The organism is Streptomyces sp. NPDC056486, from assembly GCF_042795295.1.
GTDB lineage: Bacteria > Actinomycetota > Actinomycetes > Streptomycetales > Streptomycetaceae > Streptomyces.
In genome coordinates, this window is the sequence record NZ_JBHTSF010000026.1 from 14,606 (window position 1) to 40,693 (window position 26,088).

28 protein-coding genes are annotated in these 26,088 nt (G+C 68.8%); 22 read left to right on the top strand and 6 right to left on the bottom strand.

Translation table 11 applies throughout. The features are described 5' to 3' along the window. Positions 1–48 precede the first annotated feature (48 nt). The 3 genes from ACFQ7F_RS13625 (at position 49) to ACFQ7F_RS13635 (ending at position 1,577) form a co-directional block, all read left to right on the top strand. Complete coding sequence (locus ACFQ7F_RS13625) at positions 49–285, top strand: hypothetical protein (RefSeq protein ID WP_383270005.1); 237 nt, start codon at positions 49–51, stop codon at positions 283–285. A 2-nt stretch (positions 286–287) separates the two neighbouring features. Then, positions 288–785, top strand: a complete 498-nt coding sequence (locus ACFQ7F_RS13630; protein WP_383270007.1) for a hypothetical protein — start codon at positions 288–290, stop codon at positions 783–785. 597 nt (positions 786–1,382) lie between these two features. Beyond that, positions 1,383–1,577 carry an HNH endonuclease gene (locus ACFQ7F_RS13635; protein WP_383270107.1) on the top strand — a complete coding sequence of 65 codons (195 nt, stop codon included), beginning with the start codon at positions 1,383–1,385 and terminating at the stop codon, positions 1,575–1,577. 226 nt (positions 1,578–1,803) lie between these two features. On the opposite strand, the gene ACFQ7F_RS13640 is transcribed toward ACFQ7F_RS13635, so the two are convergent. Then, entirely contained in the window at positions 1,804–2,361 is a 558-nt protein-coding gene (locus ACFQ7F_RS13640) for a hypothetical protein (RefSeq protein ID WP_383270008.1), read from the bottom strand. A 1,447-nt stretch (positions 2,362–3,808) separates the two neighbouring features. Here ACFQ7F_RS13640 and ACFQ7F_RS13645 point away from each other — a divergent pair. The 4 genes from ACFQ7F_RS13645 (at position 3,809) to ACFQ7F_RS13660 (ending at position 5,753) form a co-directional block, all read left to right on the top strand. Then, positions 3,809–4,075, top strand: coding sequence for a hypothetical protein (locus ACFQ7F_RS13645; RefSeq protein WP_383270010.1), 267 nt, complete (start codon positions 3,809–3,811; stop codon positions 4,073–4,075). After that, entirely contained in the window at positions 4,056–4,574 is a 519-nt protein-coding gene (locus ACFQ7F_RS13650) for a DUF6879 family protein (RefSeq protein WP_383270012.1), read from the top strand. Before ACFQ7F_RS13645 ends, ACFQ7F_RS13650 begins: the two co-directional genes overlap by 20 nt. A gap of 3 nt (positions 4,575–4,577) precedes the next feature. Next, positions 4,578–5,426 (top strand): helix-turn-helix domain-containing protein, encoded by an 849-nt coding sequence (locus tag ACFQ7F_RS13655; RefSeq protein ID WP_383270014.1) that lies wholly within the window; start codon positions 4,578–4,580, stop codon positions 5,424–5,426. 129 nt (positions 5,427–5,555) lie between these two features. Next, positions 5,556–5,753 carry a hypothetical protein gene (locus tag ACFQ7F_RS13660; RefSeq protein ID WP_383270015.1) on the top strand — a complete coding sequence of 66 codons (198 nt, stop codon included), beginning with the start codon at positions 5,556–5,558 and terminating at the stop codon, positions 5,751–5,753. Positions 5,754–6,315: 562 nt separating this feature from the next. Here ACFQ7F_RS13660 and ACFQ7F_RS13665 read toward each other — a convergent pair. Next, positions 6,316–6,579: a GntR family transcriptional regulator gene (locus tag ACFQ7F_RS13665; protein ID WP_383270017.1), complete on the bottom strand. Its 264-nt coding sequence runs from the start codon at positions 6,577–6,579 to the stop codon at positions 6,316–6,318. A 161-nt stretch (positions 6,580–6,740) separates the two neighbouring features. Here ACFQ7F_RS13665 and ACFQ7F_RS13670 point away from each other — a divergent pair, with 161 nt between their 5' ends. From ACFQ7F_RS13670 to ACFQ7F_RS13685, 4 genes are all read left to right on the top strand, one after another. Next, a complete protein-coding gene (locus ACFQ7F_RS13670) occupies positions 6,741–7,070 on the top strand; it encodes a hypothetical protein (protein ID WP_383270019.1) in 330 nt (109 codons plus the stop codon). Further along, positions 7,067–7,270, top strand: a complete 204-nt coding sequence (locus tag ACFQ7F_RS13675) for a hypothetical protein (RefSeq protein ID WP_383270021.1) — start codon at positions 7,067–7,069, stop codon at positions 7,268–7,270. Before ACFQ7F_RS13670 ends, ACFQ7F_RS13675 begins: the two co-directional genes overlap by 4 nt. A 150-nt stretch (positions 7,271–7,420) precedes the next feature. Then, the gene (locus tag ACFQ7F_RS13680; protein WP_383270022.1) at positions 7,421–10,444 is read left to right on the top strand and encodes an alpha-mannosidase; all 3,024 of its coding nucleotides are present in this window, start codon (positions 7,421–7,423) and stop codon (positions 10,442–10,444) included. Positions 10,445–10,555: 111 nt separating this feature from the next. Beyond that, entirely contained in the window at positions 10,556–10,927 is a 372-nt protein-coding gene (locus ACFQ7F_RS13685) for a VOC family protein (RefSeq protein ID WP_383270023.1), read from the top strand. 31 nt (positions 10,928–10,958) lie between these two features. Here ACFQ7F_RS13685 and ACFQ7F_RS13690 read toward each other — a convergent pair whose 3' ends face one another. Both ACFQ7F_RS13690 and ACFQ7F_RS13695 read right to left on the bottom strand, forming a co-directional pair. Continuing rightward, entirely contained in the window at positions 10,959–12,014 is a 1,056-nt protein-coding gene (locus ACFQ7F_RS13690; RefSeq protein ID WP_383270024.1) for a serine hydrolase domain-containing protein, read from the bottom strand. Further along, a complete protein-coding gene (locus ACFQ7F_RS13695; protein ID WP_383270026.1) occupies positions 12,011–12,835 on the bottom strand; it encodes an IclR family transcriptional regulator in 825 nt (274 codons plus the stop codon). The genes ACFQ7F_RS13690 and ACFQ7F_RS13695 overlap by 4 nt, the downstream gene beginning before the upstream one ends. A gap of 96 nt (positions 12,836–12,931) precedes the next feature. Here ACFQ7F_RS13695 and ACFQ7F_RS13700 point away from each other — a divergent pair, with 96 nt between their 5' ends. The 5 genes from ACFQ7F_RS13700 to ACFQ7F_RS13720 are packed head-to-tail and all read left to right on the top strand — an operon-like array spanning position 12,932 to position 17,958. Further along, positions 12,932–14,461 (top strand): ABC transporter substrate-binding protein, encoded by a 1,530-nt coding sequence (locus ACFQ7F_RS13700; protein ID WP_383270027.1) that lies wholly within the window; start codon positions 12,932–12,934, stop codon positions 14,459–14,461. Then, complete coding sequence (locus ACFQ7F_RS13705; protein ID WP_383270029.1) at positions 14,458–15,429, top strand: ABC transporter permease; 972 nt, start codon at positions 14,458–14,460, stop codon at positions 15,427–15,429. The genes ACFQ7F_RS13700 and ACFQ7F_RS13705 overlap by 4 nt, the downstream gene beginning before the upstream one ends. Beyond that, positions 15,426–16,352, top strand: coding sequence for an ABC transporter permease (locus tag ACFQ7F_RS13710; RefSeq protein WP_383270031.1), 927 nt, complete (start codon positions 15,426–15,428; stop codon positions 16,350–16,352). The genes ACFQ7F_RS13705 and ACFQ7F_RS13710 overlap by 4 nt, the downstream gene beginning before the upstream one ends. Further along, on the top strand, positions 16,349–17,146 hold the full coding sequence (locus ACFQ7F_RS13715) for an ATP-binding cassette domain-containing protein (protein WP_383270032.1): 798 nt from the start codon (positions 16,349–16,351) through the stop codon (positions 17,144–17,146). The genes ACFQ7F_RS13710 and ACFQ7F_RS13715 overlap by 4 nt, the downstream gene beginning before the upstream one ends. Next, positions 17,143–17,958, top strand: a complete 816-nt coding sequence (locus ACFQ7F_RS13720) for an ATP-binding cassette domain-containing protein (protein ID WP_383270034.1) — start codon at positions 17,143–17,145, stop codon at positions 17,956–17,958. The genes ACFQ7F_RS13715 and ACFQ7F_RS13720 overlap by 4 nt, the downstream gene beginning before the upstream one ends. 20 nt (positions 17,959–17,978) lie before the next feature. Here ACFQ7F_RS13720 and ACFQ7F_RS13725 read toward each other — a convergent pair whose 3' ends face one another. Further along, positions 17,979–18,938, bottom strand: a complete 960-nt coding sequence (locus ACFQ7F_RS13725) for an ROK family protein (protein WP_383270036.1) — start codon at positions 18,936–18,938, stop codon at positions 17,979–17,981. Here ACFQ7F_RS13725 and ACFQ7F_RS13730 point away from each other — a divergent pair. The 3 genes from ACFQ7F_RS13730 to ACFQ7F_RS13740 all read left to right on the top strand — a co-directional run bounded on the left by ACFQ7F_RS13730 (position 18,937) and on the right by ACFQ7F_RS13740 (position 21,361). After that, on the top strand, positions 18,937–19,749 hold the full coding sequence (locus tag ACFQ7F_RS13730) for a creatininase family protein (protein WP_383270038.1): 813 nt from the start codon (positions 18,937–18,939) through the stop codon (positions 19,747–19,749). The two genes, ACFQ7F_RS13725 and ACFQ7F_RS13730, sit on opposite strands and share 2 nt — an antisense overlap. Before the next feature lie 80 nt (positions 19,750–19,829). Further along, entirely contained in the window at positions 19,830–20,957 is a 1,128-nt protein-coding gene (locus tag ACFQ7F_RS13735) for a mandelate racemase/muconate lactonizing enzyme family protein (protein WP_383270040.1), read from the top strand. Continuing rightward, positions 20,954–21,361 carry a RidA family protein gene (locus tag ACFQ7F_RS13740; RefSeq protein ID WP_383270042.1) on the top strand — a complete coding sequence of 136 codons (408 nt, stop codon included), beginning with the start codon at positions 20,954–20,956 and terminating at the stop codon, positions 21,359–21,361. Before ACFQ7F_RS13735 ends, ACFQ7F_RS13740 begins: the two co-directional genes overlap by 4 nt. Positions 21,362–21,392: 31 nt before the next feature. On the opposite strand, the gene ACFQ7F_RS13745 is transcribed toward ACFQ7F_RS13740, so the two are convergent. Then, positions 21,393–22,094 carry a FadR/GntR family transcriptional regulator gene (locus ACFQ7F_RS13745; RefSeq protein ID WP_383270044.1) on the bottom strand — a complete coding sequence of 234 codons (702 nt, stop codon included), beginning with the start codon at positions 22,092–22,094 and terminating at the stop codon, positions 21,393–21,395. A 234-nt stretch (positions 22,095–22,328) separates the two neighbouring features. Here ACFQ7F_RS13745 and ACFQ7F_RS13750 point away from each other — a divergent pair, with 234 nt between their 5' ends. The 3 genes from ACFQ7F_RS13750 to ACFQ7F_RS13760 are packed head-to-tail and all read left to right on the top strand — an operon-like array spanning position 22,329 to position 26,051. After that, the gene (locus ACFQ7F_RS13750; RefSeq protein ID WP_383270045.1) at positions 22,329–23,414 is read left to right on the top strand and encodes a sugar ABC transporter substrate-binding protein; all 1,086 of its coding nucleotides are present in this window, start codon (positions 22,329–22,331) and stop codon (positions 23,412–23,414) included. Positions 23,415–23,422: 8 nt separating this feature from the next. Continuing rightward, the gene (locus ACFQ7F_RS13755) at positions 23,423–25,015 is read left to right on the top strand and encodes a sugar ABC transporter ATP-binding protein (protein WP_383270047.1); all 1,593 of its coding nucleotides are present in this window, start codon (positions 23,423–23,425) and stop codon (positions 25,013–25,015) included. After that, entirely contained in the window at positions 25,008–26,051 is a 1,044-nt protein-coding gene (locus tag ACFQ7F_RS13760) for an ABC transporter permease (protein ID WP_383270049.1), read from the top strand. The genes ACFQ7F_RS13755 and ACFQ7F_RS13760 overlap by 8 nt, the downstream gene beginning before the upstream one ends. Positions 26,052–26,088: the final 37 nt, after the last annotated feature.

The window sequence follows — 26,088 nt, forward strand, 5'->3', positions numbered from 1 at the left end:
ATGGGGGCTTTTCATGCCCGAAATCACACACCGAAACAAGGACAGACGATGAACGAATTCCTCAGCGATGCCGAATTCCTGGACGGCCCGCGCAACAAGGGACAGATCCGCGCTGATGCTTGGAAGTACAGCGAGCAGATGGAAGAGCTTGCGGAACTCGCTGTTTCTCGCCCCGAGATCTTCGAGCGGATGAACAGCACGGCGCGCATGAGTCTCGGTTACTACCAGAGCGACAAGACGTACGCGGCTGCGTACGGGCGTGACGTGACCAAGGAAGGCAAGTGAACATGGCTACTGAGATTGAAAAGGCTGCCGAACGGGTCGCGAAGCTGCGGGCGCAGGCAGACAAGCTGTCCGGTCCGCTCGCTGACGCTCAGGCACAGTTGCAGGATGCCCAGGAAATAGAGGCAGCACGACGCGCTGAGCGGGCTGCCGCCTACAACCGTGGCGTTGTCGAGTCCTGGCGGGAACGTGCCGAAACCGCCGCTCATTCCGGTGACGACGCACACGTACGGTTTGTTGAACTACTCGCCGAAGAGCCGTGGTTCGTTGCGTACGTCGAATACCGGGCGGCCCGCTACAGGCGAGGTCACATCGTCACGGAAGCCCAGCGAGCACAGACCGCTTTGGGTGAGGCGGTCACTGCACCCGAACAGCGTTGGTACGACGCGCGGATCCTTGACGAGATCGTTGGGGCCGTAGAGAAGCAGGCGGCAGCAAGGGCCGCGGAGTTTGCGCACGAGCTGGACGAGACGCGGGAAGCCTACGTCTCGGGGACGGACTGACCTTGGCCACTGACGCACTCGACCCCGGACCGAACGGGGACTACCCGTACTTTCCGCGGGATGCCCAGGGTCGGCCCCGCTGGTCCGATACGCCGACGGGAGAGCCGGGCGGTGGGACGTACATGCCGCGCGGCGTTCAGCCGGTACGTGAGCCGGGCGGTACTGGGCGGGTCGTACTGGTGGACCTCACGCCGCGCCATGCGGACGGTTCGGAGGTAGACCCACCGGTCACCCCGCCGGGCGCTCCCGACGCTCCGTAGGCCCTCTGACCCCATGCAAGATGCCCCGGCAGTCGACGAGACCGCCGGGGCTCTCGCGTGCCCGCAGCCGGGCGTTCAGATGCTCGGGGGTTCGGCGAGCAAGGGCAGCATCAGCGGATGGAGTCATGACGAGATGACGGTTAGACCTACTTTTTTAATGCACATAGAAAAATACAGAGAAAACCAAAACGGCATCCCGAACGTCATCCCGTCATAGCCCGGCTCGTTGCTGTGCACTCGGGGCTGCTCGGCTCCGCGCTCTGGTCGGTGCCCGTGGTGGTGCCCGCTGCGCCCGGTGCGGCTCGCTCGTCCCGCGGACGTGGTGGACGTGGACCATGTGCAGCCGCTCGCGCTCGGGGGCGAGGACACGGACGGCAACGTTCAACCGCTGTGTCATGGGTGCCACTTGGACAAGACCGCTGAGGACTTCCCGGATGACCGTCCCGCACTTCGTGAAAGTGCTGCACGACACCAGGACAGGGCACTAGGGCGGGGACCGAGTTACCCACGTCCCGGTAAGCCTCATTCCTGATTTTCGCGACGCTTCCTCCCTCTCTCTAGCTCTCGCTGTCGTTGCCACTCCCGCAACAGCTCTTTGCGGTGGGCAGATGACTGCGGCCAGACAGCGCGGATGACGCCACGAACCCCAAGCAACACAATACCGAGGACGGTAACAGCCAAGACAGCCCACCAAGGGGCCGAGTCCGGCAGGGAAAACATGATCTCGAACCTTCCGACCGTTCAAGGTCGGCGGCCATCTAGGCAGCCAGTACGGCGCTCCCCAGCGCACGACTGCTGTGATGCCCGCCCCGGTGGATAAGCACGGGGAGGGCGAAGGTCGGGCCGCGCGGTGTGGCCCGTGGAGTTGCATCGATCAGGTCACTCGTCCAGTCCGAGGCGTCGTCGGCTGTGCCTCGCCCGAGGAGGAGCGAGAGCAGCGCAAGCAGGACACGGACCACGAACCGCAGTAGACAGAGGAACAGCTCAGCAAGGGCTGACAAGAAGTTCCGCACGGCAACACGCCGTTGGCTAGCCGTCACCGCCGATTTGAGGGCATCGGCAGCCGCTCGGAGCTGCCTCCGGGCCGTCGCCTCTTCGTTGGCAAAGCTCTCGGAAGTTGAGACATAGCGGTGTTGTCCATCCGCAATCACCAAGTCGATATCGACACCGACAGACAGCATCGCGGTATGCACCACAACGGAGTCTTCTAGGTCGCGCTTGGGTGTACTCAACCAACGCTTGACCGCATTCGCTAGCTGATCCGAAGGCGTATCGCCCGTCCACCACGTGATCTTGTACGGCTCGTTGGCGTCCATCTCACCTCCCACGGCGATCGAGTGCCGACAACCATAGCTGTCCCCGCTGGAAGAGCGGCCACACGAAGGGCTCTGCTCCGCCTGACGATGGTTCGTCTGCCGTCCAGTTTGTGGCCCGTGAGTGCGCCAACGAGACAGTCACCGCGACGTGAGCCACGCTGCGAGCCCGCTACCCGTCGTTGTGGCGAGAGCTGCCACCAGCCATCCGGGGATGCGTTGAATCGTCAAGTGCAGGCCGCCACATCGGAGTTCGAAAGCAGGGGTTTCGGTTCTCACCAGTCGTCATGGCGTCATCCCACCCCGGCGTACAGGCGTTGCGGCAGGGGGCACGGCCGTGAATATCCGTGAAGTCTGCGGCCGAAGCGTGAAAACCCGTGAAACCCCGACAGCTGCATGAACACCCCCCAACGTCAGGAGGTGCCCCCGCACCCCGCAGACCCCGCCCCCTTGCCCAGTCCCCGGCTGCCTTGAGTAGTCATCACCGAGACCCAAGCCACGCTGCGAGCCCGCTTCCGGTGGCCGTGCCGAGCCCTGTTAGCACCCATCGGGGACTCGCTGGATCGTCAAGTGCAGCCCTCCGCAGCGGATTTCAACTGCCGGACGCTGCTCGTTGGAACTCTCTCTTGGCGTCATGCCCGCAGTATGAGTGGACTTTTCGAAATGCCTCAATGCGGACATTGCTGCCCCGCCTGTGAGGTGATCCCCCCATGCCCCGCAGACCCCGCACCCCTTGCTCAGTCCCCGGCTGCCCGTAGCTAACCGCCCGTGGTGGCCGGTGCCCAACTCACGCCAAGGAAGCGGAAGCGGGTACGGCGTCCGATGGGAGCGCATCCGTAAGCGCTACCTCTACGCGCATCCGTGGTGCGTGCTCTGCTCGCGGACTGCGACGGTTGCCGACCACTTCCCCGACTCACGGCGTGCGCTGGTCGCTCGGGGCGTGTCCGATCCGGACGCATGGTCTCGCCTCCGTCCGCTGTGTACGACGTGCCACAACAAGGAGACCGCGAAGCACCAGCCGGGCGGTTGGGCTGCCGAGCGCGTCGAGCCCCGTCGGTTCTGACTCGTTGACCAGGCACCCACCCCCGACTCCTCCCGCAAAAGAACGGCAGGGAGGCAAAGAAATCGCGTGGCTCATTTGAGCGTTTCTGTGAAAGGAGAGCGGCCGTGGCAGTGCCCGGAGCGGCATTGCCCCGCCGGACCCCGAGGACGACGACTCGGATGTCTGGGACTGACTCGACGCACTACCAAGCTCCCGCGCTACCCACCATGGGGCTGCGTCTCGTTGGGCCGTCAGGCGTGGCGGATGGTGGGTCAGGTTGGCCCCTCAACGGTGCGCACTCACGCCGCTGGTGGTGCTTGCCTCGGGAAGTTGGCCCCTTGACGTTGATCATGCTCCGGAGCGACGCTCGTGCACACACGTGCAACCGACTCGGTAGAGGAGCGCCCAATGGCCTTACAGTTCCTGGGGATTTGGCCGAACACTCCGGATGACGGCTCGCCCACGATCTGGCTGGACGACACGACTGGAGACCTGATCATCCAGTCATGGAAAGCCGATGATGCAACGGTCCGGCAGGCTCAAGAAGTCGGTTCGGTGCCCGGCCATTCCACGGACGTACCGGATCATGAGACTGTGATTCGTCTGCCCGCGAACATGCTTCAGTTCATCCCGCGCCCGGATAGTGAGGTAAACGGTGGCAACAGCGGTACGTGAATGTCTCGCTAAGGCGCAGCGTTCGGCGATGCACCTTGAAATGCGGGACAGCTATATGCGCGATGACCCGGAATTCCTCCGCTGGAAAGCGGGGCACCGGTATGACCCGGCCGACCGCGAATCGTGGTGGCGTCCGTGGCTGGACGTAGTGGCCGAGACGACCGGCCGAGGTGTGACCATGCGCCGGTTGCGCGTCGTATCCGAACCGCTGAGTGCCTACGTCCGGTACGAATATGACGGCACGTTCACGAATGTGGCAGCGGGTGAGAACGTACGTTGGCTGCCTCGCGCATCGGCTCGTGACTTGCTGTTGCCCGCGCTGGACGGATGGGTCATGGATGAGGAAACCGTGATCCTGCACCACTTCAGCGGAGAGGGTCAGTGGACCGGGCCGCGTATGGAAGTCGTGCACGATCGGGCGCTAGCGACGCAGTACGTCACGGCGTATGAGGCAGCGTGGGAACGGGCAACCCCTCACGCGGATTACCGGCCTGTCTGACGCATGGCTGTCTCCTCGTACTCCAGTGCTCAGCAGGCCCGGCAGGCTCTCGCGGATCGTCTCGCGGAAATCTGTCGGGATGCTGGCTTTACCGGGGCCGATATCGCGGATCTCTGCGAATGGAGTAAGTCCAAGTCTTCCCGCATCATGAATGCCCGTACGCCCCCGTCCGCTGACGATATCCGGGCGTGGTGTCAGGCGTGCGGTGCCGACGATCAAACCGAAGATTTGATTGCCTCGCTGCGAACGGCCGAGGGAATGTGGATCGGTTGGCGCCGAATGGAGCGGGCCGGACTCAAACAGGCACAGGAATCCCGCCTACCGCTGTATCAGCGCACCCGCCGTTTCCGCTCTTATTCCTCGTGGCTTGTGCCCGGCATGATTCAAACGCGTCCCTACACGACGGCAGCGCTACAGGCAATTCAGCGTCGGCGCGGTTTGGTGGACGATGTGACCGAAGCGGTGGCCGCGCGTATGGAACGGCAACGCGTGCTGTACGAGGGCGATCGGAAGTTCGCCTTCCTTGTTGAAGAGTCAGTTTTGTGCGCTGGTATTGGTGGCGCTGAGGTAATGGCCGGACAGCTTGGCCACCTCGTATCGGTGGCTTCACTTCCCAACGTGAGTTTGGGAGTTGTGCCTATGGCCCCGGATAGGGAGCGCTGGCCGGCTGAAGGTTTCTGGATTTATGACACGACGCAAGTCAATGTCGAATTGATCTCCGGGTACCTCACGATCACGCAACCTAGCGAGGTAGCCATGTACGCGGAAACGTTCGCGGAGTTGGCCGCGCTGGCGGTCTACGGGGCGAACGCTCGTGCGCTTATCTCGGCCGCCATGGACCAGTTGTCGTGATTGGTGTGCAACCTCGTGCAACCGGCTGGCGGTTGGCTTGTCGGCGTTCTTAGCGTGGTTGGCCAACGGACCACGCGAGGGGACGGCAGCATGGCGGGGAAGACAGAGGCAGCGGACACCACTACGCGAATGATCGTGTCCAGCCATCCGACCCCGGAGATTCGGGCGACTCCGGCCGAGGGATGCGACGTGTGCGGCGCGCTGGCGAAACAGTGGGATGAGGCAGGCGACCGAGACCTACTCATCGAGATCAACAACCACCCCCACGACCCGCCCAAGCTGTCTCGGGTGGCCGAGTTGCAGCGTGAGGGGGTGGCGCTGGCATGAGTGCCTCCACCGGTCGTACAGGCGCCTTATCGGCCCCGGAGCTGGTGAGCCTCGCCGAGGAAGAGATGGGGCCTGTGGAGGGATGTCGGGGTTGTTACGACCGGGCCCAAGATCTGAACGTGTCTCGGGTGAACGGCGACCGCGAGGCAGAAACGCAGCACATCGAACGGCTACGCCGCCACGTGGAGGTGTTCCACCGGTGAGCGTTACCAGGGCAGATGTCGGCAAGACCGTAACGGACGGAGAGCGCACGGGGACTCTGGTCGATCTTGTGGACGGATACGAGGATGCGGCTACCCGTCTTCAAGTACTGGGACTAACCGCGTTCGTCCGACCCGAGGGCGGGGGCATCGAGTGGACGGCAGACCCCGAGCAACTGATCCCCGCGTCATGAGCTGGAGGTGGGCCGCCGCGTTTCTCGGGTGGCTCACATGGTCAGCAGTCGTGACCTACCTAGTGGCGAGAATGGCCCCATAAACCCCCTGCGGCCGGTGCCGTCAAACTCGGGCCGTAGGGAGACCGGGCCCCGCCCGTGTGCTGCCCCCGTGGCGCATGGGCGGGGCTACTTTGCGCTTTGGCCCTCGCCGCTGCGATCCCGGACGTACGTACCTCGCTGCGGCACGGTGTAGACGTACCCGAGTTCCCGCAGGTGCCGCACCGCTCGGCGTGCGGTGTCCCGAGCCACGCCCCACCGCTGAGTGATCGCGGCCTCGGACGGGATCGGCCGATCCACGGCAAGAACGCCGGACTCGATATCCCGAATGATCTCCGCTGCGATCTGCTGATACGGCGGTGTCGGTGCTTCGTAGTCAATGCTCGGGCCCATGGGGAAAGCGTAGACAACCGGACACGCGGGCACCCGTTGCCGTACGTAGGTAGACGAGGGTAGAGGAGTTGCTTTACCGTCGAACGTGAAACGCCCCGACAGACCGCTTAGGACCGGTCCGCCGGGGCTCCGCCGAACAGCTTTCTAGGAGCTGAACGACTATGCGCGATGCTATCGCCCGAGCCCTTTCGTGGGTGCTCTCCGTCCTCGCCCCTCGGCACCCCGGACGCCACTCCGCCGCATTCCTGGCCGAGCTGTCCACCCCGATCCCCGCACCGGTCACCCCTTGGTCCCGCCCGTGGTCCGGACCGACTAAAGAAGAAGCCGCAGCGCTCTTCCGGCGGGAAGCCGAGACCACCATGGAACTCGGGGTCATCCAGGAGCGGCGACGCGCGGCAGCCCTCGCAACGATGGGCGTGGACTACCCGTACACGTACGAGGGTGCCCCGTTCCCCCGGTCCGCGTTCGCCGCTGCGGGGGTGTCAGCGTGACCGCCGAAGAACTGTTCCCGGTCGTCCTCGCGGGTCACGTCGCGCTCTGTGCCGAGTGCCACGAACTCACCACGGCCCCCGTGGCAGTCCGCTGGATACAGAGCACGAGCGGCCCCGGAACCACCCTGTACGCCTGCCCCAACTGCGCCCCTAAGCTCGGAGCCGGACCAACCCCCGATGACGAGATCCCCACCCCGTAGTCATAGGCGCAGGAAGAAGACGTCCCGCCCGGTCAGATGCCGGGCGGGACAGAACACCTACTTACGAACATCGGGAAGGGGCGGGGTTGGGGAAAGGAACCCCCGCTACAGCAACCTCCCACGCGCCCGCACCAACATCACGGAGAGAACATGCACGACGACCGCACCCTCATAGAAGCCCGCCTCAAGCGCGTCCTCGACGAGCGCATCCGCCCCGCCGTCTACCCCGAGTCCGTCCCCCTGGACGTCGCCGTATGGACCGCCCCGGGCGAGCCCGTGCCGGTCGCGGAGGGGCTCGCCGCCACCCCCGAGCCGACCGAGGCCGGCGCCGCCTGGGGCGCCCCCTGGTCCACCAGCTGGTTCCAGGTGACCGGCACCGTGCCCGCACACTGGGCGGGGAAGACCGTCGAGGCCATCCTCGACCTCGGCTTCGACGAGAACATGCCCGGATTCCAGTGCGAGGGCCTGGTCTACCGCCCCGACGGCACCCCGGTGAAGGGCCTCAACCCCCGCAACCAGTGGGTGCGGATCGCCGCCCCGGCAACCGGCGGCGAGAACGTCAAGCTGCACATCGAGGCAGCGTCCAACCCCGTCATCCTCGACTACCACCCCTTCCTGCCCACGCAACTCGGCGACAAGGAGACGGCGGGCAGCGAGCCCCAGTACAAGCTCGCCCGCATGGACCTCGCCGTCTTCGACGAGACCGTGTGGCAGCTGGTCATCGACCTCGAAGTGCTCGGCGAGCTGATGCAGGAACTCCCCGAGGACTCCGGGCGCCGTTATGCGATCGTGCGCGCCATCGGCCGCGCCCTTGACGCCGTAGACCTCCAGGACGTGAACGGCTCGGCGCCCGCGGCCCGCGCCGAGCTCGAAGGCGTCCTGGCCACCCCCGCCGAGCCCTCGGCCCACCGCATCAGCGCCGTCGGCCACGCGCACATCGACTCCGCGTGGCTGTGGCCGCTGCGTGAGACGGTGCGCAAGGTCGCGCGTACGACGTCGAACATGACCGCGCTCATCGAGGACGAGCCGGACTTCGTCTTCGCCATGTCGCAGGCGCAGCAGTGGGCGTGGGTCAAGGAGCACAGGCCCGAGGTGTGGGCGAAGGTCAAGAAGGCGGTCGCCGACGGGCGGTTCGTGCCCGCGGGCGGCATGTGGGTCGAGTCGGACACGAACATGCCGGGGTCGGAGGCGATGGCCCGCCAGTTCGTGCACGGCAAGCGGTTCTTCCTCGACGAGTTCGGCATCGAGAACGACGAGGCGTGGCTGCCCGACACCTTCGGATTCGCGGCAGGGCTTCCGCAGATCATCAAGGCGGCCGGGTCCAAGTGGCTGCTCACACAGAAGATCTCCTGGTCGCAGACCAACCGCTTCCCGCACCACACCTTCAACTGGGAAGGCATCGACGGCACCCGGATCTTCACGCACTTCCCGCCCGTCGACACCTACAACTGCTCGATGAAGGGCAGCGAGATCGCCCACGCGGCGAAGAACTTCAAGGACAAGGGAGTCGCCAGGCACTCCCTGGCGCCGACCGGCTGGGGCGACGGAGGCGGCGGCACCACCCGCGAGATGATCGCGAAGGCGGGACGCCTCCGTGACCTGGAGGGTTCGGCGACCGTCGAGTGGGAGACGCCCGCCGCCTTCTTCGAGAAGGCCGAGGCGGAGTACCCCAACGCCCCCGTCTGGGTGGGCGAGCTGTACCTGGAGCTCCACCGCGCAACCCTCACCAGCCAGGCGGGCACCAAGCAGGGCAACCGCCGCAGCGAGCACCTGCTCCGGGAAGCGGAGCTGTGGGCGGCCACGGCGGCCGTCCGGGCGCCCGATTTCGCCTATCCCTACGAGGAGTTGGACCGCATCTGGAAGACGGTCCTGCTCCACCAGTTCCACGACATCCTGCCCGGTTCGTCCATCGCCTGGGTACACAGGGAGGCGCGGGCGACGTACGCGGCGGTCGCCGACGAGCTGAACGGCATCATCGAAGCGGCCCAGCGCGCACTGGCGGGCGAAGGCGGCACGGGAACTCTCGTCTTCAACTCCACCCCGCACACCCGCGACGGCGTTCCCGCGGGCGGCGCCCGCCCCGCCGCCATCGACGGCCAGTCGGCGATCGCCTCGCGCGCCGACGGCGGTTACGTCCTCGACAACGGCCTGCTGCGGGTCGAGATCGACGCGCGCGGCCTGATCGTCTCGGCGTACGACATCGCGGCCGACCGGGAGACCGTCGCACCCGGGCAGGCGGCGAACCTGCCGCAGATCCACGCCGACTTCCCGAACATGTGGGACGCGTGGGACGTCGACGAGTTCTACCGGAACACGGTCACCGACCTCACGGAGGCGGAGGAGATCAAGGCGGGCGAGGACGGCACGTCGGTCCGTGTCGTGCGGACCTTCGGTGACTCGCGGCTCACACAGGTGCTGTCCCTGACGCCCGGCTCCATGCGCCTGGACATCGAGACGGAGGTCGACTGGCACGAGACGGAGAAGTTCCTGAAGCTGGCGTTCCCGCTGGACATCCACGCGGAGCGGTACGCGTCGGAGACGCAGTTCGGCCACTTCTACCGGGCCACGCACACCAACACGAGCTGGGAGGCCGCCAAGTTCGAGGCGTGCAACCACCGCTTCGTGCACATGGAGGAGCCGGGCTGGGGCGTCGCCCTCGTCAACGACTCGACGTACGGCCATGACGTGACGCGTACGGTGCGCGCGTCGGACGCCGGTACGACCACGACGGTCCGCGCCTCGCTCCTGCGCGCCCCGCGCTTCCCCGACCCCGAGACGGACCAGGGCGTCCACCGCTTCCGGCACGCGCTCGTTCCCGGGGCCGGGATCGGGGACGCGGTGCGGGAGGGCTACCGGATCAACCTTCCCGAGCGGCGGATCACGGGCGGCGCCGATGTGGCCCCGCTGGTGACGGTCGACAACGACGCCGTGGTCGTCACGGCGGTCAAGCTCGCCGACGACGGCAGCGGTGACGTGGTCGTCCGCTTCCACGAGTCGCGCGGCGGTCGCGCGAAGGCGACGCTGGCCGCGGGATTCCCGGTCGGCTCCGTAGAGGTGACGGACCTCCTTGAACGGCCCCTCGCCGACGCCGCCGCGCCGGTGCGCTCGGGCGACGGTGTCGCACTGACACTGCGGCCGTTCGAGCTGGTGACGTTGCGGCTGACGCGGGCGTGACGTGCCGCTGAGCAGAGGCTGACACCGGGGCCCCGGGCGGGCTGGTTCCACCAGCTGGTCCGGGGCCCGATTCCTCGCGCGCCGGGGCATCAGCGGGGCACACTGGCCGACATGCCTGTCGCGCTGCATCACATCGTGATCGACGCCCATGATCTGCCCGCCCTGGCCCGGTTCTGGGCCGATGCGCTGCGCTGGCGGATCCTGTCCGAGCGGGAGCGGGAGGTCGTGATCGGTCCGGACGAGACCGCGCCCGTGGGCATCTGCTTCATGCCGGTGACGGACCGCAAAGTCGTCAAGAACCGTCTGCACCTCGATCTGACGTCCTCGGCGGAGGACCGGGACGAAGAGATCGAGCGGCTGCTCGCACTCGGCGCCCGCAGGGCGGAGGTCGGCCAGAGCGGCAAGGAGTCATGGACCGTCCTTGCCGATCCGGAGGGGAACGAGTTCTGTGTGGTCCGCCCGAAGGAGACCCTCATCGGCTAGGGGAGGGGAGGGGAGGACAGGGCAGGGGAGGTTAGGGCAAGCCGGGATCAGCGCCGAGGCGGGCCGCCCTGTGGTGGAACGCTCGCCGGACGGCGGGGAAGCGTTTGCCGTCGCGGCGCGGATGTACCCGGTTGGCGAGCAGTACGTGGAAGCGTCCGGCGGCCGGGTCCACCCAGAGGCTCGTGCCGGTGAAGCCCGTGTGGCCGTACGAGTCGGGGCCCATCGCGCCGCCGACCGGTGAGCCGACGGGGTCCTGCCCCTGCCAGCCCAGGCAGCGGCGCAGGTTGAGCCCTTCCGTGTGGCACTTCGTCATCTGGCGGAAGGCGGCGGGGCCCAGGAGACCGTCACCGCCCCTGACCAGGGCCGCTCCCAGGCGTTCGAGATCGGCGAGCGGGGCGAACAGCCCGGCGTGGCCCGCGACGCCGCCCAGGACGACGGCGTTCTCGTCGTGCACCTCGCCCGTCACCACATGGCCACGCCAGTCGCAGTGCTCGGTCGACACGGCGTGCGCCCGGTCGTCGCCGCGCGGCGCGAAGGTGAGGCCCGTCAACCCCAGGGGATCGCCGACCAGATGGGTGACGAGCGCGTCGAGCGGCTGTCCACCCGCCGCCTCGGCGATGAGGCCGAGCAGGATGAAGCCGGCCGACGAGTACCAGACCGCTGTGCCGGGCCGCGTCGCGAGGGGCAGCGCGTGCAGGCCTTCGAGGAGTTCCCGGCGTGTGGGGGAGCTGCGATAGAGCGGCACACCGCCCGGTAGACCCGAGGTGTGCGCGAGGAGCTGGCCGACCGTGATCCGGGCCTTGTCCGTGCCGCGGTAGGCGGGCAGCAGCTCCTCGATCGGGTCCGTGAGGGCCAACGCGCCCCGCTCGGCCAGGACGAGGACCACCAGGCCCACCACGGGTTTGGTCACCGACGCCAGGTCCCACAGTTCGGTGCCGTCGAGCGCGGGGCCGCCCCAGCGGCGGGTGCCCAGGTGCCCGGAGTCGACGATGCCGTCCGCGGTGCCGACAGACCAGGCCGCCGCGGAGAACAGCCTGTGCCGTCGGGCCTCGGCGAGCAGATCGCGGGGGCCGCGGGGCGCGCTCATTCGCGTACCAGGCCCAGCAGTGAACTCCCGCCGGACGAGGACGAGATGACGCCCGCCGCCGCACGCACCATGGGCCCGAACAGCGCCACGCTCTCCGCGTCGAGCGTGAAGGTCGGACCGATGATGCCCACCGCACCGACCGGACGGCCGTCCGCCCCGAGGACCGGAGCCGCCACGGCGCGCACGTCCGGCTCGGTGCACTCGTCGTCCAGCGCGTATCCCTGGGCGCGGACCGAGGCCAGTGCCGCGAGAACGGCCTCCGGATCGGTGACTGTGTGCGGTGTCCCGGCCGGAAGAGCAGCCGTGCCGAGGATCTCCGCGGCCTCCTCCTCCGGAAGGGCGGAGAGCATCGCCCGGCCCACGGCGCTGCAGTGCAGCGGGACCGTGCCCCCGGCCCGGACGGCGAGGCGGTAGGTGTCCGCCGCCTCGGACTGGGCCAGGTGCACGGCGGTGTCGGCGTCACGTACCGAGTAGTGCGCCACGTGTCCGGTACGCAGGCGCAGGTCGGCCAGTACGGGCCGGGCCAGGCGCAGTTCGGGGCTGTCGGCGAGGGCGGTCGCCGCGAGGCCGAGCAGCCGAGGCCCCGCGCGATATCTGCCGCCCGGCAGCGCGACGGCGTAGCCGTTGTCGCCGAGCGTGCCGAGGAGCCGGTGCACCGTGGGCTTGGGCAGCCCGGTGTACGCCGCGAGGTCCGCGAGCCGGTGCGGGCCGTGTGGCCGCACCAGCGCGTCGAGGACCTCAAGGGCTTTGTCCACGGGGCCCTTGGCGCCGGCCTGAGTGTCCGTCCGGGTGGTGATCCGGGTGTTGACCGCCTTCGTCATGTCGCTTAGCTTAACCCAACCGCGTTCCGGTGAACGGAATGCTCGTACTGTTCGATGGAACATTGAAAGGGTGCGTGGCGCGTGACCCATCCAGGTATGTCACGTCGTAGAGCCCTACGGCTGGGGGCACTTGCCGTGCCCGCCCTCGCCGTCCCCGCGGCGCTCACCGGCTGCGGGGCCCAGGCCGGAGGCGTGCGCGACGGGGTTCTTCGGGTGGCGCAGGCCGAGGACCCCTCGACCCTCGATCCGCACAAACAGGGCGACATGATCACTATGAACGTCCTGATCAACATCTTCGACACCCTGACCGCTCTGGACGCCCGGGGCCGGCTCGCCCCCCGCCTGGCGCTGTCCTGGTCCGCCCGCTCCAAGAACATCTGGCGCTTCAGACTGCGGCGGGGTGTGCGCTTCCACAACGGCGAGCCCTGCGACGCGGCGGCCGTCAAGTTCAGCATCGAGCGGATCCTCGATCCGGCAACCCGCTCGCCGATCGTCGAACTGCGCTACGTGAAGCGCGTGTCCGTGGTCGACGCGCACACCGTGGACATCCACACCAGCCAGCACGATCCGATCCTGCCCGCCAAGCTCTCACTGTTCGGCGGTGTTGTCGTGCCGCCCAAGCGCCTTGCAGAGGTCGGCGACGAGGCCTTCGCCCGCCATCCCATAGGCACCGGCCCTTTCCGCTTCACCAGCTGGCGGCGCGACCGTGAGCTGCGGATGCGGCGCAACACCGGGCACTTCCACGGCACTCCGGACGTCGAGGAGCTCGTCTTCACGCCGCTGCCCAACCCGGCATCCGCGCTCGCCGCCCTGCAGAGCGGCGAGGTGGACCTGGTCACCGGGCTCACCCCCGACGCCGCCCGGCAGCTCTCCGGATACGGGGGCGTGGAGCTGGAGAACCACCCCGGCACCCGGACCGCCTACCTCAACCTCGACACCCAGGTCGGGCCGTTGCGCGACCGAAGGGTGCGCCAGGCGCTGAACCATGCAGTTGACGTGCCCCTGCTCATCGACGCCGTACTGGACGGGAAGGCCCGCGAGGTGCCCGCGATGATCCCGCACGGCACCTTCGGGTTCGACGACTCGCTGCGGCCCTACCGCCGCTCCCTGCGCACGGCACGCAGGCTCCTCGCCGCAGCAGGACACCCCGACGGCTTCTCCACCACCCTCACCGCGTCCAACACCGACGCCCAGGTCGCCGAGGCCATCTCGGGACTGCTCGCCCGGGTCGGCATCCGCGCCCGCGTCGAACTCCTCGACCCCGGCACCTACTCCGCCCGGATCACCTCGAAGAACCGGCACGCTCTGGGCCCCCTCTACCTGGCCGCAAGCTCCGTGTGGACGCTCGACGGCAGCAGCATGCTGCAGTCCATCGTGCGCAGCGACCGGCGCCAGAGCCGCTGGCGCTCCGAGCGGGCCGACCGGCTCATCGACGTCGAGGAGCTGTCCGTCAGCCCCGAGGAACGCACCAAGGCCTTCTCCGCACTGCAGCAACTCATGCTCGACGAGGCGCCGTTCGTGCCGCTCTACCAGCAGGACATCATCCTGGCGCGCACCACCCGCGCCCACTGGACCCCCATCGTCAACGGCTCTCTGGCCATGGAGAGCGCGGAGGTTTCCCGATGAGCAAGGCCGCCGCCGCGCCACGGAGCCGGACAGCCGCCGCGCCACCCCTGCTGCGGCAGGTCGTGGCCCGCCTGGGCACCGCGCTCGGCGTCCTGTTCGCCGTCGCCACCATCGCCTTCCTTCTCGTACGACTCTCCGGCGACCCGGTCACTCAGCTCCTTCCGCCGGATGCCACCGCGGCCCAGGAGCACACCCTGCGCGCGCAACTCGGTCTCGACCGACCCCTGCTCGCGCAGTACGGCGACTATCTGTGGGGGCTGCTCCACTTCGACCTCGGCGACTCGCTCGTGCACGGCAGACCCGTCGCCGAAGTGCTCGCCGAGCGGCTGCCCGCCACGCTGGAACTCGCCCTCGGTGCCATGGTGATCACGCTCCTGGTGGCGATACCGGCCGGGATCTACGCGGCGATGCGGCGCGGACGCGCCGGGGACACCTCCGTGATGACCGCCGTCCTGCTCGGCCAGTCGACGCCGCCCTTCTGGATCGGCATCCTGCTCATCCTGGTCTTCTCCGTACAGCTCAAGGCGCTGCCCGCATCCGGCTACGGCACCTTCGCCCATCTGGTGCTCCCGGCCATCACCCTGGCCGTCTACTCGGTCGCCGTCATCGCCAGACTGCTGCGGTCCTCCCTCATCGACGTGCTCGGCTCCGACCACATCCGCACCGCACGCGCCAAGGGCCTGAGCCCCGGCAAGGTGGTCATCGCCCACGGCCTGCGCAACGCGGCCCTGCCGACCGTCACGGTGATCGGCCTGGAGTTCGGCGGACTGCTCGGCGGCGCCATCCTCACCGAGCAGGTCTTCTCCTGGCCGGGCATCGGACGGCTCACCGTCGAGGCCATCTCGCACCGCGACTTCCCGATGGTGCAGGCGGCGGTGCTGTTCTTCGCGGCGGCCTTCGTCCTCGTCAATCTGCTCGTCGACCTGTCCTACAGCTTCCTCGACCCGAGAGTGCGGGCCCAGCGATGACCACCACCCCGATACCCGACCAGGACCAGGCTGCCCCCGCACCCCTGCCGCCCGCGAAGACGCCCCGCGTACGCTCCGCCGCCCTGCGTACGCTGCTGCGCAACCGCCTGGCCGCCGTCGCACTCGGTGTCCTCGCCCTGATGGTGTTCGCCGCGGTGTTCGCCCCGCTCCTGGCCCCCCACGACCCGGCGGCCCAGAACCTGCTGGTCCGGCTCAAGCCCCCGGCCTGGCAGGAAGGCGGCAGCACGAGCCACCCGCTCGGCACCGACCAGCTCGGCCGCGATCTCCTCTCCCGCGTGATCTACGGTTCGCGCATCTCGCTGCTCGTCGGGGTGGGTGCCGCCCTGCTCGCCGGAGTCGCGGGCGCGGCCTGCGGCCTGTTCGCCGGATACCGCGGCGGCCGGTTCGACCGGATCCTGATGCGGGCCGCCGACATCCAACTGGCCTTCCCCTCGCTGCTCCTGGCGCTCGCCATCGTCGGCTTCCTGGGCTCGGGCCTGTGGAACGTGGTGCTCGTCCTCGGCTTCACCGGCTGGGTCTCCTACGCACGGGTGGTGCGCGCCGAGGTGCTTTCCCTGCGGTCGCGCGACTACATCACCCAGGCCCGCGCCACCGGCGTACGCGATCTCACCATCCTGCGCCGCCACCTGCTGCCCAACGTGATGGCGCCCCTCGCGACCATCGGCACCCTGCACATCGCGGCCGCCATCGTCGCCGAGGCCTCGCTCAGCTATCTGGGGCTCGGCGTTCCCAAGGAGACCGTCACCTGGGGCGCCATGCTCGCCGACGGCCAGCTGTACCTCGGCACCGCCTGGTGGATCGCCGTCTTCCCCGGACTCGCCCTGATGCTCACCTCGCTGTCCATCAACATCACCGGCGACGCCCTGCGGGACGTCGCAGACCCGAAGGCGTACCGCCGATGACCCCTCTCCTCCAGATCAAGGACCTGACCGTCGACTTCCGCCTCGGCTCAGGCCCTGTGCACGCCGTACGCAGTGTCAGCCTCGACCTCCACGCGGGCGAGACCCTGGCCGTCGTCGGCGAGTCGGGCAGCGGCAAGTCCGCCACCCTGCTCTCCGTCCTGCGGCTCAACCCCGAACCGCCGTGCGTCTACACCGGCGGCGAGATCCGCCTCGAAGGCCGGGATCTGCTCGCCCTGTCGGAGAAGCAGCTGCGCGAGGTCCGCGGCAACGACATCGCCATGATCTTCCAGGACCCGATGACCAGCCTCGACCCGCTGCAACGGGTGGGCCACCAAGTCGCCGAAGTGCTCCAGAGGCACCGGGGCGCCTCCCGCACCGAGGCCCGCAAGGAGGCGGTACGCGCCCTGGGCGAGGTGGGCATCCCCGAGCCCGAGCGGCGTGCACGCCAGTACCCGCACGAACTCTCCGGCGGCCTGCGCCAACGCGTCATGATCGCCACCGCGCTCGTCGGACGCCCCCGCGTGCTCATCGCCGACGAACCGACGACCGCCCTCGACGTCACCGTGCAGCGCCAGATCCTCGAACTCCTCGACGAGCTGCGCGAACGGCACGGCATGGCCGTCGTACTGATCACCCACGACCTGGGCGTGGTGGCCGAGACGGCCGACCGCGTCGTGGTGATGCACCACGGCCAGGTCGTGGAGAGCGGGCACGTCACGGACGTGTTCGAGGACCCGCAGCAGGACTACACCCGGCGCCTTCTCGCCGCGACCCCCCGACTGGAGTCGGCATGACGACGCTGCTCGAACTGACGGGCCTGCGAAAGGAGTTCGGTACCGGTCCTGGCGCCACCCTCGCCGTCGACGACGTATCGCTGACCGTCACCGAGGGAGAAACGCTGGCCCTCGTGGGCGAGTCGGGGTCCGGGAAGACCACCCTGACCCGGCTGCTCCTCGCGCTCACCGAGCCGACCGCGGGCAGCGTCCGGTTCGAGGGCCGTGACCTGGCAGGACTTCCCGCCGCCGAACTGCGCCGGATGCGCGCCCATATGCAGGTGGTCCTTCAGGACCCGTACTCCAGCATGAACCCCCGCCTGCGCATCACCGACATCGTCGGCGAACCCCTGGTCACCCATGACGCCTCCTACCGGGGCAGGCGAGGCAGGGCCCGGCTGCGCGAGCGGGTCGGGGAACTCCTCACGCGGGTGGGCCTCGACGCGGGACTGCAGGACCGCTTCCCTCACGAGTTCTCCGGCGGCCAGCGCCAGCGCGTCTCGATCGCCCGCGCGCTCGCGCCCGAGCCCCGTCTCGTGGTCCTCGACGAACCGACGAGCGCCCTCGACGTCTCGGTGCAGGCCCAGGTCCTCGACCTGCTCACCGAGCTGCAGCAACGCCTCGGCCTCACCTATGTGTTCGTCTCGCACAATCTGGCCGTCGTCCAGCAGGTCGCCGACCGGGTGGCCGTCATGCGCCACGGCCGGATCGTCGAGACCGGCTCCGTGGACGCCGTCCTCAAGCACCCGCAGCACCCCTATACGAGGGAGCTCCTTGCCGCGGTGCCACGGCCCGACGGATACCGCTCCCGGCGGACGGCGAGGGCCCGATGAGAGGGGCGGCGCAGGCGGGGCTACGCGTGGGTCAGGACAAGACCTGCCCCGCCGAGCAGCGCCACGTCGTCCGGGCCCACCTCACCGAGCAGGGCACGCGGCGGCTCGGCCGTCGACCAGGCCGTGTCGCGCCGCAGCCGCTCCTCGATGCGGGCGCGGAAGGACTCACCGCCCTCACGGGCCTCGCCGTGCAGCACGAACAGACCCGGCGCGAAGAGCTGCTGCACGTTGACCAGGCCCAGGGCGAGATTGTCCGCGTACTCCTCGACGAGCGAGCGGGCCACGGTGTCGGTACGGTCCGCGAGATCCGCGAGGGAGTCCACCCCGGCAAGGCCCGCGGACCGCGCCCGCTGCCGCAGCCAGCGGGTGGTCGCCATCGTCTTCCAGCAGCCGCGCGCCCCGCAGGTGCACGGCTCGCCACTGGCCGCCACCGTCATATGGGCGCCGCTGCGGCCGCCGTGCGGGGCGAGCACCGCGCCGTCGTAGAGGATGCCGACACCGAGTACCTCACCGGTCGATACGGAGGCGAAGGTACGGCGGCCACGGCCCGCCCCGAACCAGCGGTCGCCGAGGACCTGCAGCCGGGCCCGGTGCTCGACATGGACGGGCACGCCCACCAGGTCGCGCAGGACGTCCGCCACCGGGTAGCCGTGCAGCGCCGGTACGTCGTTGGCCTCAAGGACGGTTCCCGTCTCCGGGTCCACCAGGCCTGCCGCGGCGACTCCGATGCCGTCCGGTGTCCGGCCGGGTCCGGTGAAGCACGCCTGGACCGCCTCCCGCAGCGCACTGTCCACGCACCGCCGCGGGCCGCTCGCGTCGAAGGCCGTCTCGGTGCGGTGCAGCAACTTCCCCGCGCGGGAGACCAGCGCGGCCCGGACCACTCCGGGCAGCACCTCCACCGCACCGAGGGCCGGGCGCGGCGCGGGTGGCCGCGGCGCCGGATCGGGGACAAGGCGCAGCGGAGGACGTTCAACAGCCATGCGCAGACTCTGCCACGGCACGATCCGAGGAGACAGACCGGTGCTTGACCTGACCGAGCTCACCTGGCGCCAGACACGGGAGGCGGGGCGCAGCGGTATCGCGCTGCTGCCCATCGGCTCCCAGGAACAGCACGCCGAGCATCTGCCGATGGGCACCGACACCCTGCTCGCGAGCGCTGTCACGGACCGCGCGGCGGCCCTGCTCGCAGCCGAAGGAGCCGAAGGCGACGAAGGACCGCAGGTCGTACGGCTTCCCGTGCTGCCCTACGGACACAGCCCGCACCACCTCTTCGCCGCCGCGGTCTCGCTGTCCGCGGCGACGCTCGCAGCGGTGCTCGGCGACATCCTGAGCTCGCTGAGCCGCAGCGGCTTCAGCCGGATCATGATCGTCAACGGGCACGGCGGCAACGACGAGGTGATGCGTCTGGCGATCAAGGAATTCGCCCTGCACACGGATGTCGCCCTGGCCGCCTGCTCGTACTGGAGCCTCGGCGAGGCCGACGACGCGGGACGCCCCGATGTGACGCCAGGACACGCGGGCTGGTTCGAGACCTCCCTGATGCTGTCCGCCCACCCGGACCTGGTGATGAACCCGCTGCCGGTACGCGAGCCGGTGCAGCCGCCGCCCCTGTTCGACCGGCCGCCGCACCCCGGCCTGAGCGTCGAGCGGTACGGCGAATGGGAGCGGGTGGGAGGTGCCACCGACGACCCCTCCGGCGCCGACGGGGAGCGGGGCGGCCTGCTGCTCGACGCGCGGGCGGCACAACTGGCGCAGGCGATCCGCGCCTTCGACACGGCGACCCGGCCGTAGGCCCCGGCGGACGAGAAATGCCCGGCGGACGAGAAATGCCCGGCACACGAGAAATGAACGAGAACGGACCGAGGAGACCCTTGAAGATCACCGATGTCGATGTGCAGGTCGTCAACCTGCCCCTGACCAACCCGTTCACCAGCTCCTTCGAGACCAAGACCGGTGAGACGCGCACTGTGGTGCGCATCCGCACCGACGACGGTCTGGTCGGCTGGGGCGAGACCATGTGGGGCAGGCCCGTCGCCGCGCTCGTGCGCAAGCTCGCCGATGACCTGATAGGCACGAGCCCCTTCGCCCTTGAGGCCTTCCACCGCAAGCAGCACATGGTGCCGTTCTTCCACGGCTACCTCGGCTACGCCGCCATCGCCGCCCTCGATGTCGCCTGCTGGGACCTGATGGGCAAGGCCAGCGGGCACTCGGTGACCGATCTCCTCGGCGGCGCGGTGCGCGATCAGGTGCCGCTGACGGCGCTGATCACCCGGGCTGACGCGGGCGGCGCGACCGGTCAGGCCCTCGGCCCGGCGCTCGCCGAGCACACCGCCAAGGTCGTCGCCGAGGGCGGCTTCCAGGCCGTGAAGCTGAAGGGCACCACCGACATCGACGGCGACGTGGAGATCCTGCGCGCCATCCGAGCGGTCCTGCCCGCGATCAAACTGCGGGTCGACCCGAACGCCGCCTGGTCGGTGCCGGACACGGTGAGCGCGGGTCGGGCCCTGGAGGACCTGCATCTCGAATACCTGGAGGACCCCTGCGTCGGGATCGAGGGCATGAGCCAGGTCCATGCCCAGGTGCGCATCCCGCTGTGCACCAACATGTGCGTGGTCCGCTTCGAGGACTTCGCACCCGCGATGCGGCTGAGGGCCGTCGACATCATCCACGGCGACGTCTACAAGTGGGGCGGCATCGCACCGACCAAGGCCCTGGCCGCGCACTGCGAGACCTTCGGCCTCGGCATGAACCTGCACAGCGGCGGCGAGCTCGGCATCGCCACCGCGGCGCATCTGGCGGTGGTGGCCAGCACACCGGTCCTCAACCGGGCCATCGACTCCATGTACTACCTGCACGCCGACGACATCATCGAGCCGCTCGAACTGAGCGAGGGCCGACTGACCGTCCCCCAGGGCCCTGGGCTCGGCGTCACCGTCGACGAGGACAAACTGCGGCACTACGCCGGGGTCAACGAGCGCGAGGGAGACCTGACGGGATGACCGGGCGGACCCCACACCCAGCAGCACCCCACCGCGAGATCCGCACGGACGCCGCGCCGCGGCCCGCAGGCGCCTACAGCCAGGGGATCGAGGCGGCGGGCCTTGTCTGGACGGCGGGCTTCGGCCCCCAGGACCCGGCCACGGGCGCCGTGGCAACCACGGTCGGGGCCCAGACGGCCCAGGTCCTGCGGAATGTCGAGGCGGTACTCGAGGCGCAGGGTCTGTCCCTGGCCGACGTGGTCAAGACCACCGTCCACCTGCAACATCTGCACCGGGACTTCCAGGAGTTCAACCAGGCGTACGAAGAGGTCTTCACCGCTCCCTACCCGACCCGCACCACGGTCGGCTCGGACCTGATGCACATCCTCGTGGAGATCGACGTAGCGGCGGTCCGCCCGTCCTGACCCCACGGCCGGGCGCAGCTTCGGACAGCTCTCAGCCGTCCAACTGCGCCCGCATCCATTCCTCGACCTCTCCCACATGCGCCGCCGCCGCGGCCCTGGCCGCCTCCGGATCCCGGGCGACCAGGGCCCGGTGGATGCGTGCGTGCTCCCGGCGAGTGCGTTCGAAGGCGCCCTCTTCCTGGTAGCCGCGCCACACCCGCGCGCGGAACGTGCGCGAGGACAAGCCCTCCAGGATCGCCGCCATCGTGTCGTTGCCCGCCGCGAAGGCGATCGTGCGGTGGAACGCCAGGTCGTGGGAGAGGATCTCCTCCGGGTCCTCCGTGGCGTTCATCGCCTCCAAGTGCTTCTCCACATCGGCCAGTTGATCGGCCGAGATGCGGGCCGCCGCAAGCGCCGTCGCCGTGGATTCGAGGACCCGGCGTACCTCAAGGAGTTCCACGATCCGGGGTCCGCGTGACAGGTCGGCCACGACGCCGAAGGTCTCCAGGAGGTCTCCGGCCTCCAGCTGGGTGACGTAGATGCCCGAGCCGTGCCGGGCTTCCAGGACGCCCATCACCGTGAGCGCGCGAATCGCCTCCCGCATCGAACTCCGCGAGATGCCCAGCTGCGTGGCCAAGTCCCGTTCCGTCGGCAACCGTTCGCCCGGTTCGATCCTGCCCTCGCCGATCATCGCCGTGATCTGCTCGATGGCCCGCTGCGTCACGGTGCCCTTCTGCGGGGCGGTCTGGTCCACGTAACGCTCCTCCACTAGCCGAGTGCGCCGCAGTCTAATCAGAGATGTGGTCGGACCACTACGGTCTGAAACGAGGAAAATTTGCCGTCGAGGGGTGTTGTGAGCGCCAAGTGGTCTGATAAATATTCGCCCATCAGTCGCTAGGACTCGCCAGTACGCAACGGGGATTTCGTCCGATCCCGCTCGATCCACGCCCGATTCACGCCCGACTCACGCTCGATGAGGAGCCGTCAGATGGCCGGCAGAACAGTGCGCAACAGGTCCAGCAGGGCAGGGATTTCGCGGACGGCGCGGATCGCCGCCGCGGCGGCCTGCGCGTCCCTCGTGCTCACGGCATGTGGAAGTACGAAGGACAGCGCGTCGCCCGCGGGCGGCGAAGGCGGTGGAGAGGGCAAGGTCGGGGTGATCCTGCCCCTGCTGACCTCGCCGTTCTGGCAGTCGTACAACGACTACGTACCCAAGATGGCGAAGTCCGAAGATGTCGACGCGCTGAAGACGGTCAACTCCAACAGCGACCCCTCGCAGCAGATCACCGACATCAACAACCAGCTCAACCAGGGGGTCAAGGGGCTCGTCGTCGCGCCCCTCGACAGCGCCGCGATCTCCGCCGGGCTCGACCAGGCCGAGCGCAAGGGCGTGCCCGTGGTCGCCGTCGACGTCGCCCCCGAGAAGGGCAAGGTCGCGATGGTGGTGCGGGCCAACAACGTCGCTTACGGCGAGAAGGCCTGCGAGTACCTCGGCAAGCAGGTCAAGACCGGCAAGGTCGTCCAGATCATGGGAGACCTCGCCTCCGTCAACGGCCGCGAGCGCTCCGAGGCGTTCCGCACCTGCGTGAAGAAGAAGTACCCCAAGGTCAAGGTCCTGGAGATCCCCGCCAAGTGGGAGTCCGACACGGCGGCGTCGAAGCTGGACACGCTGCTCAACTCCAACCCCGACATCAAGGGCATCTACATGCAGGCGGGCGGCGTCTACCTCGCGCCCACCCTGCAGACCCTGAAGTCCAAGGGAATGCTGAAGAAGGCGGGCCAGAAGGGGCACATCACCGTCATCTCGAACGACGGCATCCCGCAGGAGTTCGACGCCATCCGCAAGGGCCAGATCGACGCCACGGTGTCGCAGCCCGCCGACGCGTACGCCAAGTACGGGATGCTCTACATCAAGGCCGCCATGAACGGTAAGAAGTTCAAGCCGGGCCCGACCGACCACGACTCCACCATCGTGAAGCTGCCCAGCGGCATTCTCGAGGACCAGCTGCCCGCTCCGCTGGTCACCAAGGAGAACGTGGACGACTCCAAGCTGTGGGGCAACACGGTCAAATGAGTACGCCGATGACCAAGCCCCCCGCGCCGGGGCCGACGGCGCCGCCCGCGCTAGTCGAAGCGACCGGCATAGCCAAGCGGTACGGACCCACCGTCGCCCTGCAGGACGGACAGCTGACCGTCCTGCCCGGTGAGTCCCACGCCCTCGTCGGCCGCAACGGCGCGGGCAAGTCCACCCTCGTCACCATCCTCACCGGACTCCAGGCCCCCGACGCGGGCACCGTCCTCTTCGACGGCGAGCCCGCACCGCCGCTCACCGACCGCGACGCCTGGCGCCGCAAGGTGGCCTGCGTCTATCAGAAGCCAACTGTCGTGCCTGACCTGACCGTTGCCGAGAACCTCTTCATCAACCGGCAGCCCGAAGGGCGCGGCGGCTTCATCAGCTGGCGCAAGCTGCGCACCCAGGCAGCGGAGGTGCTCGACACCTGGGACGTACGCGTCGACCCGGAGGCGCGCACCGCCGACCTCAAGGTCGAGGACCGCCAAATGGTGGAGATCGCAAGGGCGTTGAGCTTCGGTGCGAGGTTCATCGTCCTGGACGAGCCCACCGCGCAGCTCGACAACCGGGAGATCGAGCGGCTCTTCACGCGCATGCGGGCGCTCCAGGAGTCCGGCGTCACCTTCCTCTTCATCTCGCACCACCTCCAAGAGGTGTACGAGGTGTGCCAGACCGTCACCGTCCTGCGCGACGCCCGCTGGATCACCACCGCGCCCGTCGCCGAACTGCCGCGCGCCGCACTCGTCGAGGCCATGGCGGGCGAGGCGGCCCTGCGGGACCAGGCAGCCGCCGAGGAGTCCGTCGTACGGACCGAGGTTCCCGCCGACGCCCCGGTGATGCTCGACGTCAAGGGCCTCACCAGCGAGTCGTACACGGACATCGACCTGACCGTCCGCAAGGGCGAGGTCGTCGGCCTCGCCGGCTCCAGCGGCAGCGGCAAGATCAACCTCGCCGAGACCATCGCGGGGCTGCATACGCCGACCGGCGGCAGCGCCCGACTCGACGGCAAGCAACTCCCGTTCGGGGACGTGACCGCCGCTCTGCGGGCCGGTGTCGGCTGCGTGCCGCGCGACCGGCACGACCAGGGCCTGGTCTTCGGCATGACGATCGGCGACAACGCCACGATGACCGTGCTCGACCGGCTCGGCAAGTACGGCTTCGTCGGCACCGAACGCAAGCGCGGCTTCGCCGAGGAGCTGATCGACCGCCTCGACATCCACGCCGAGGGGCCCGACCAGCCCGTGTCCGACCTCTCCGGCGGCAACGCCCAGAAGGTCGTCATGGCGCGAGCGCTCGCCTCCGACCCGAGGCTTCTCGTCCTCATCAACCCCACCGCGGGCGTGGACGTGAAGTCCAAGGAGTCACTGCTCGCCCGCATGGACAACGCCCGCGAGGACGGCACCGCCGTCCTCGTCGTCTCCGATGAGCTCGACGACCTGCGGCGCTGCGACCGCGTCCTGGTCCTCTTCCACGGCCGGGTCGTCGCCGAGCATGCGGCGGGCTTCAACGACCACGACCTGATCGCCTCGATCGAGGGCGTGGGAGAGGCCGAGCGCGCGACAGACATCGAAGGAGTGCAAGAAGGAGTGAATGACCGTGGCTGACACGAAGGCCCCGTCGGCCTCGACCGCACCGGACCTGCCCGCGAAAGCCGAGAACGCCCGCGCCCAGGCACGCTCCGTGCTGTTGCGCCGCGCACGCGAACTCGCCCTGGTCCCGGCCCTGTTGCTGCTGATGCTGCTCGGCACGCTCGTGAACGACTCGTTCCTCACCGAACGCAACCTCATCTCCATCCTCGGCGCATCCGCCGCCCTCGCGATGGTCGTGCTCGCCGAGTCCCTCGTCCTCATCACCGGCAAGTTCGACCTGTCCCTCGAATCGGTCGTCGGCATCGCGCCCGCCGTCGGCGCGCTGCTCGTACTGCCCGCCGCACAGGCCGGATTCGGCACCGAGATGCCCGCCGTGGTGGCGCTGCTCGCGATCCTCGTCGTCGGCGCGGTCATCGGAGCCTTCAACGGCATCCTCGTGGTGAAGCTCAAGCTCAACGCCTTCATCGTCACGCTCGCCATGCTGATCGTGTTGCGCGGACTGCTCGTCGGCGCGACCGAGGGCAAGACGCTCTTCGGCATGCCCGATGCCTTCTACACCCTCGCCACCTCGACGTTCCTGACCATCCCGCTCTCCGTGTGGCTGGCCGCCGTCTCCTTCGGCATCGCGGGCTTCGTCCTCAAGTACCACCGCGTGGGGCGTGCCCTGTACGCGATCGGCGGCAACCCGGACGCGGCACGCGCCGCCGGTATCCGCGTCGAGCGCGTGATGCTCGGCGTGTTCGTCGTCGCCGGAGTCCTCGCCGCCGTCGGGGGACTCATGCAGACCGGCTACGTCGGCGCGATCAACGCCAACCAGGGCCAGAACATGATCTTCACCGTGTTCGCGGCCGCGGTCATCGGCGGCATCAGCCTCGACGGCGGCAAGGGCACCATGTTCGGCGCCCTCACCGGCGTCCTGCTGCTCGGGGTCGTACAGAACCTGCTCACTCTCGCCCAGGTGCCTTCCTTCTGGATCCAGGCCATCTACGGCGGAATCATCCTGGTCGCCCTGATGATCGCGCGCGTCACCACCGGCCGCGCACAGGACTGACCCCGCTCCGGGTTCCCCGCCTCCTTGCTCCTTTCCG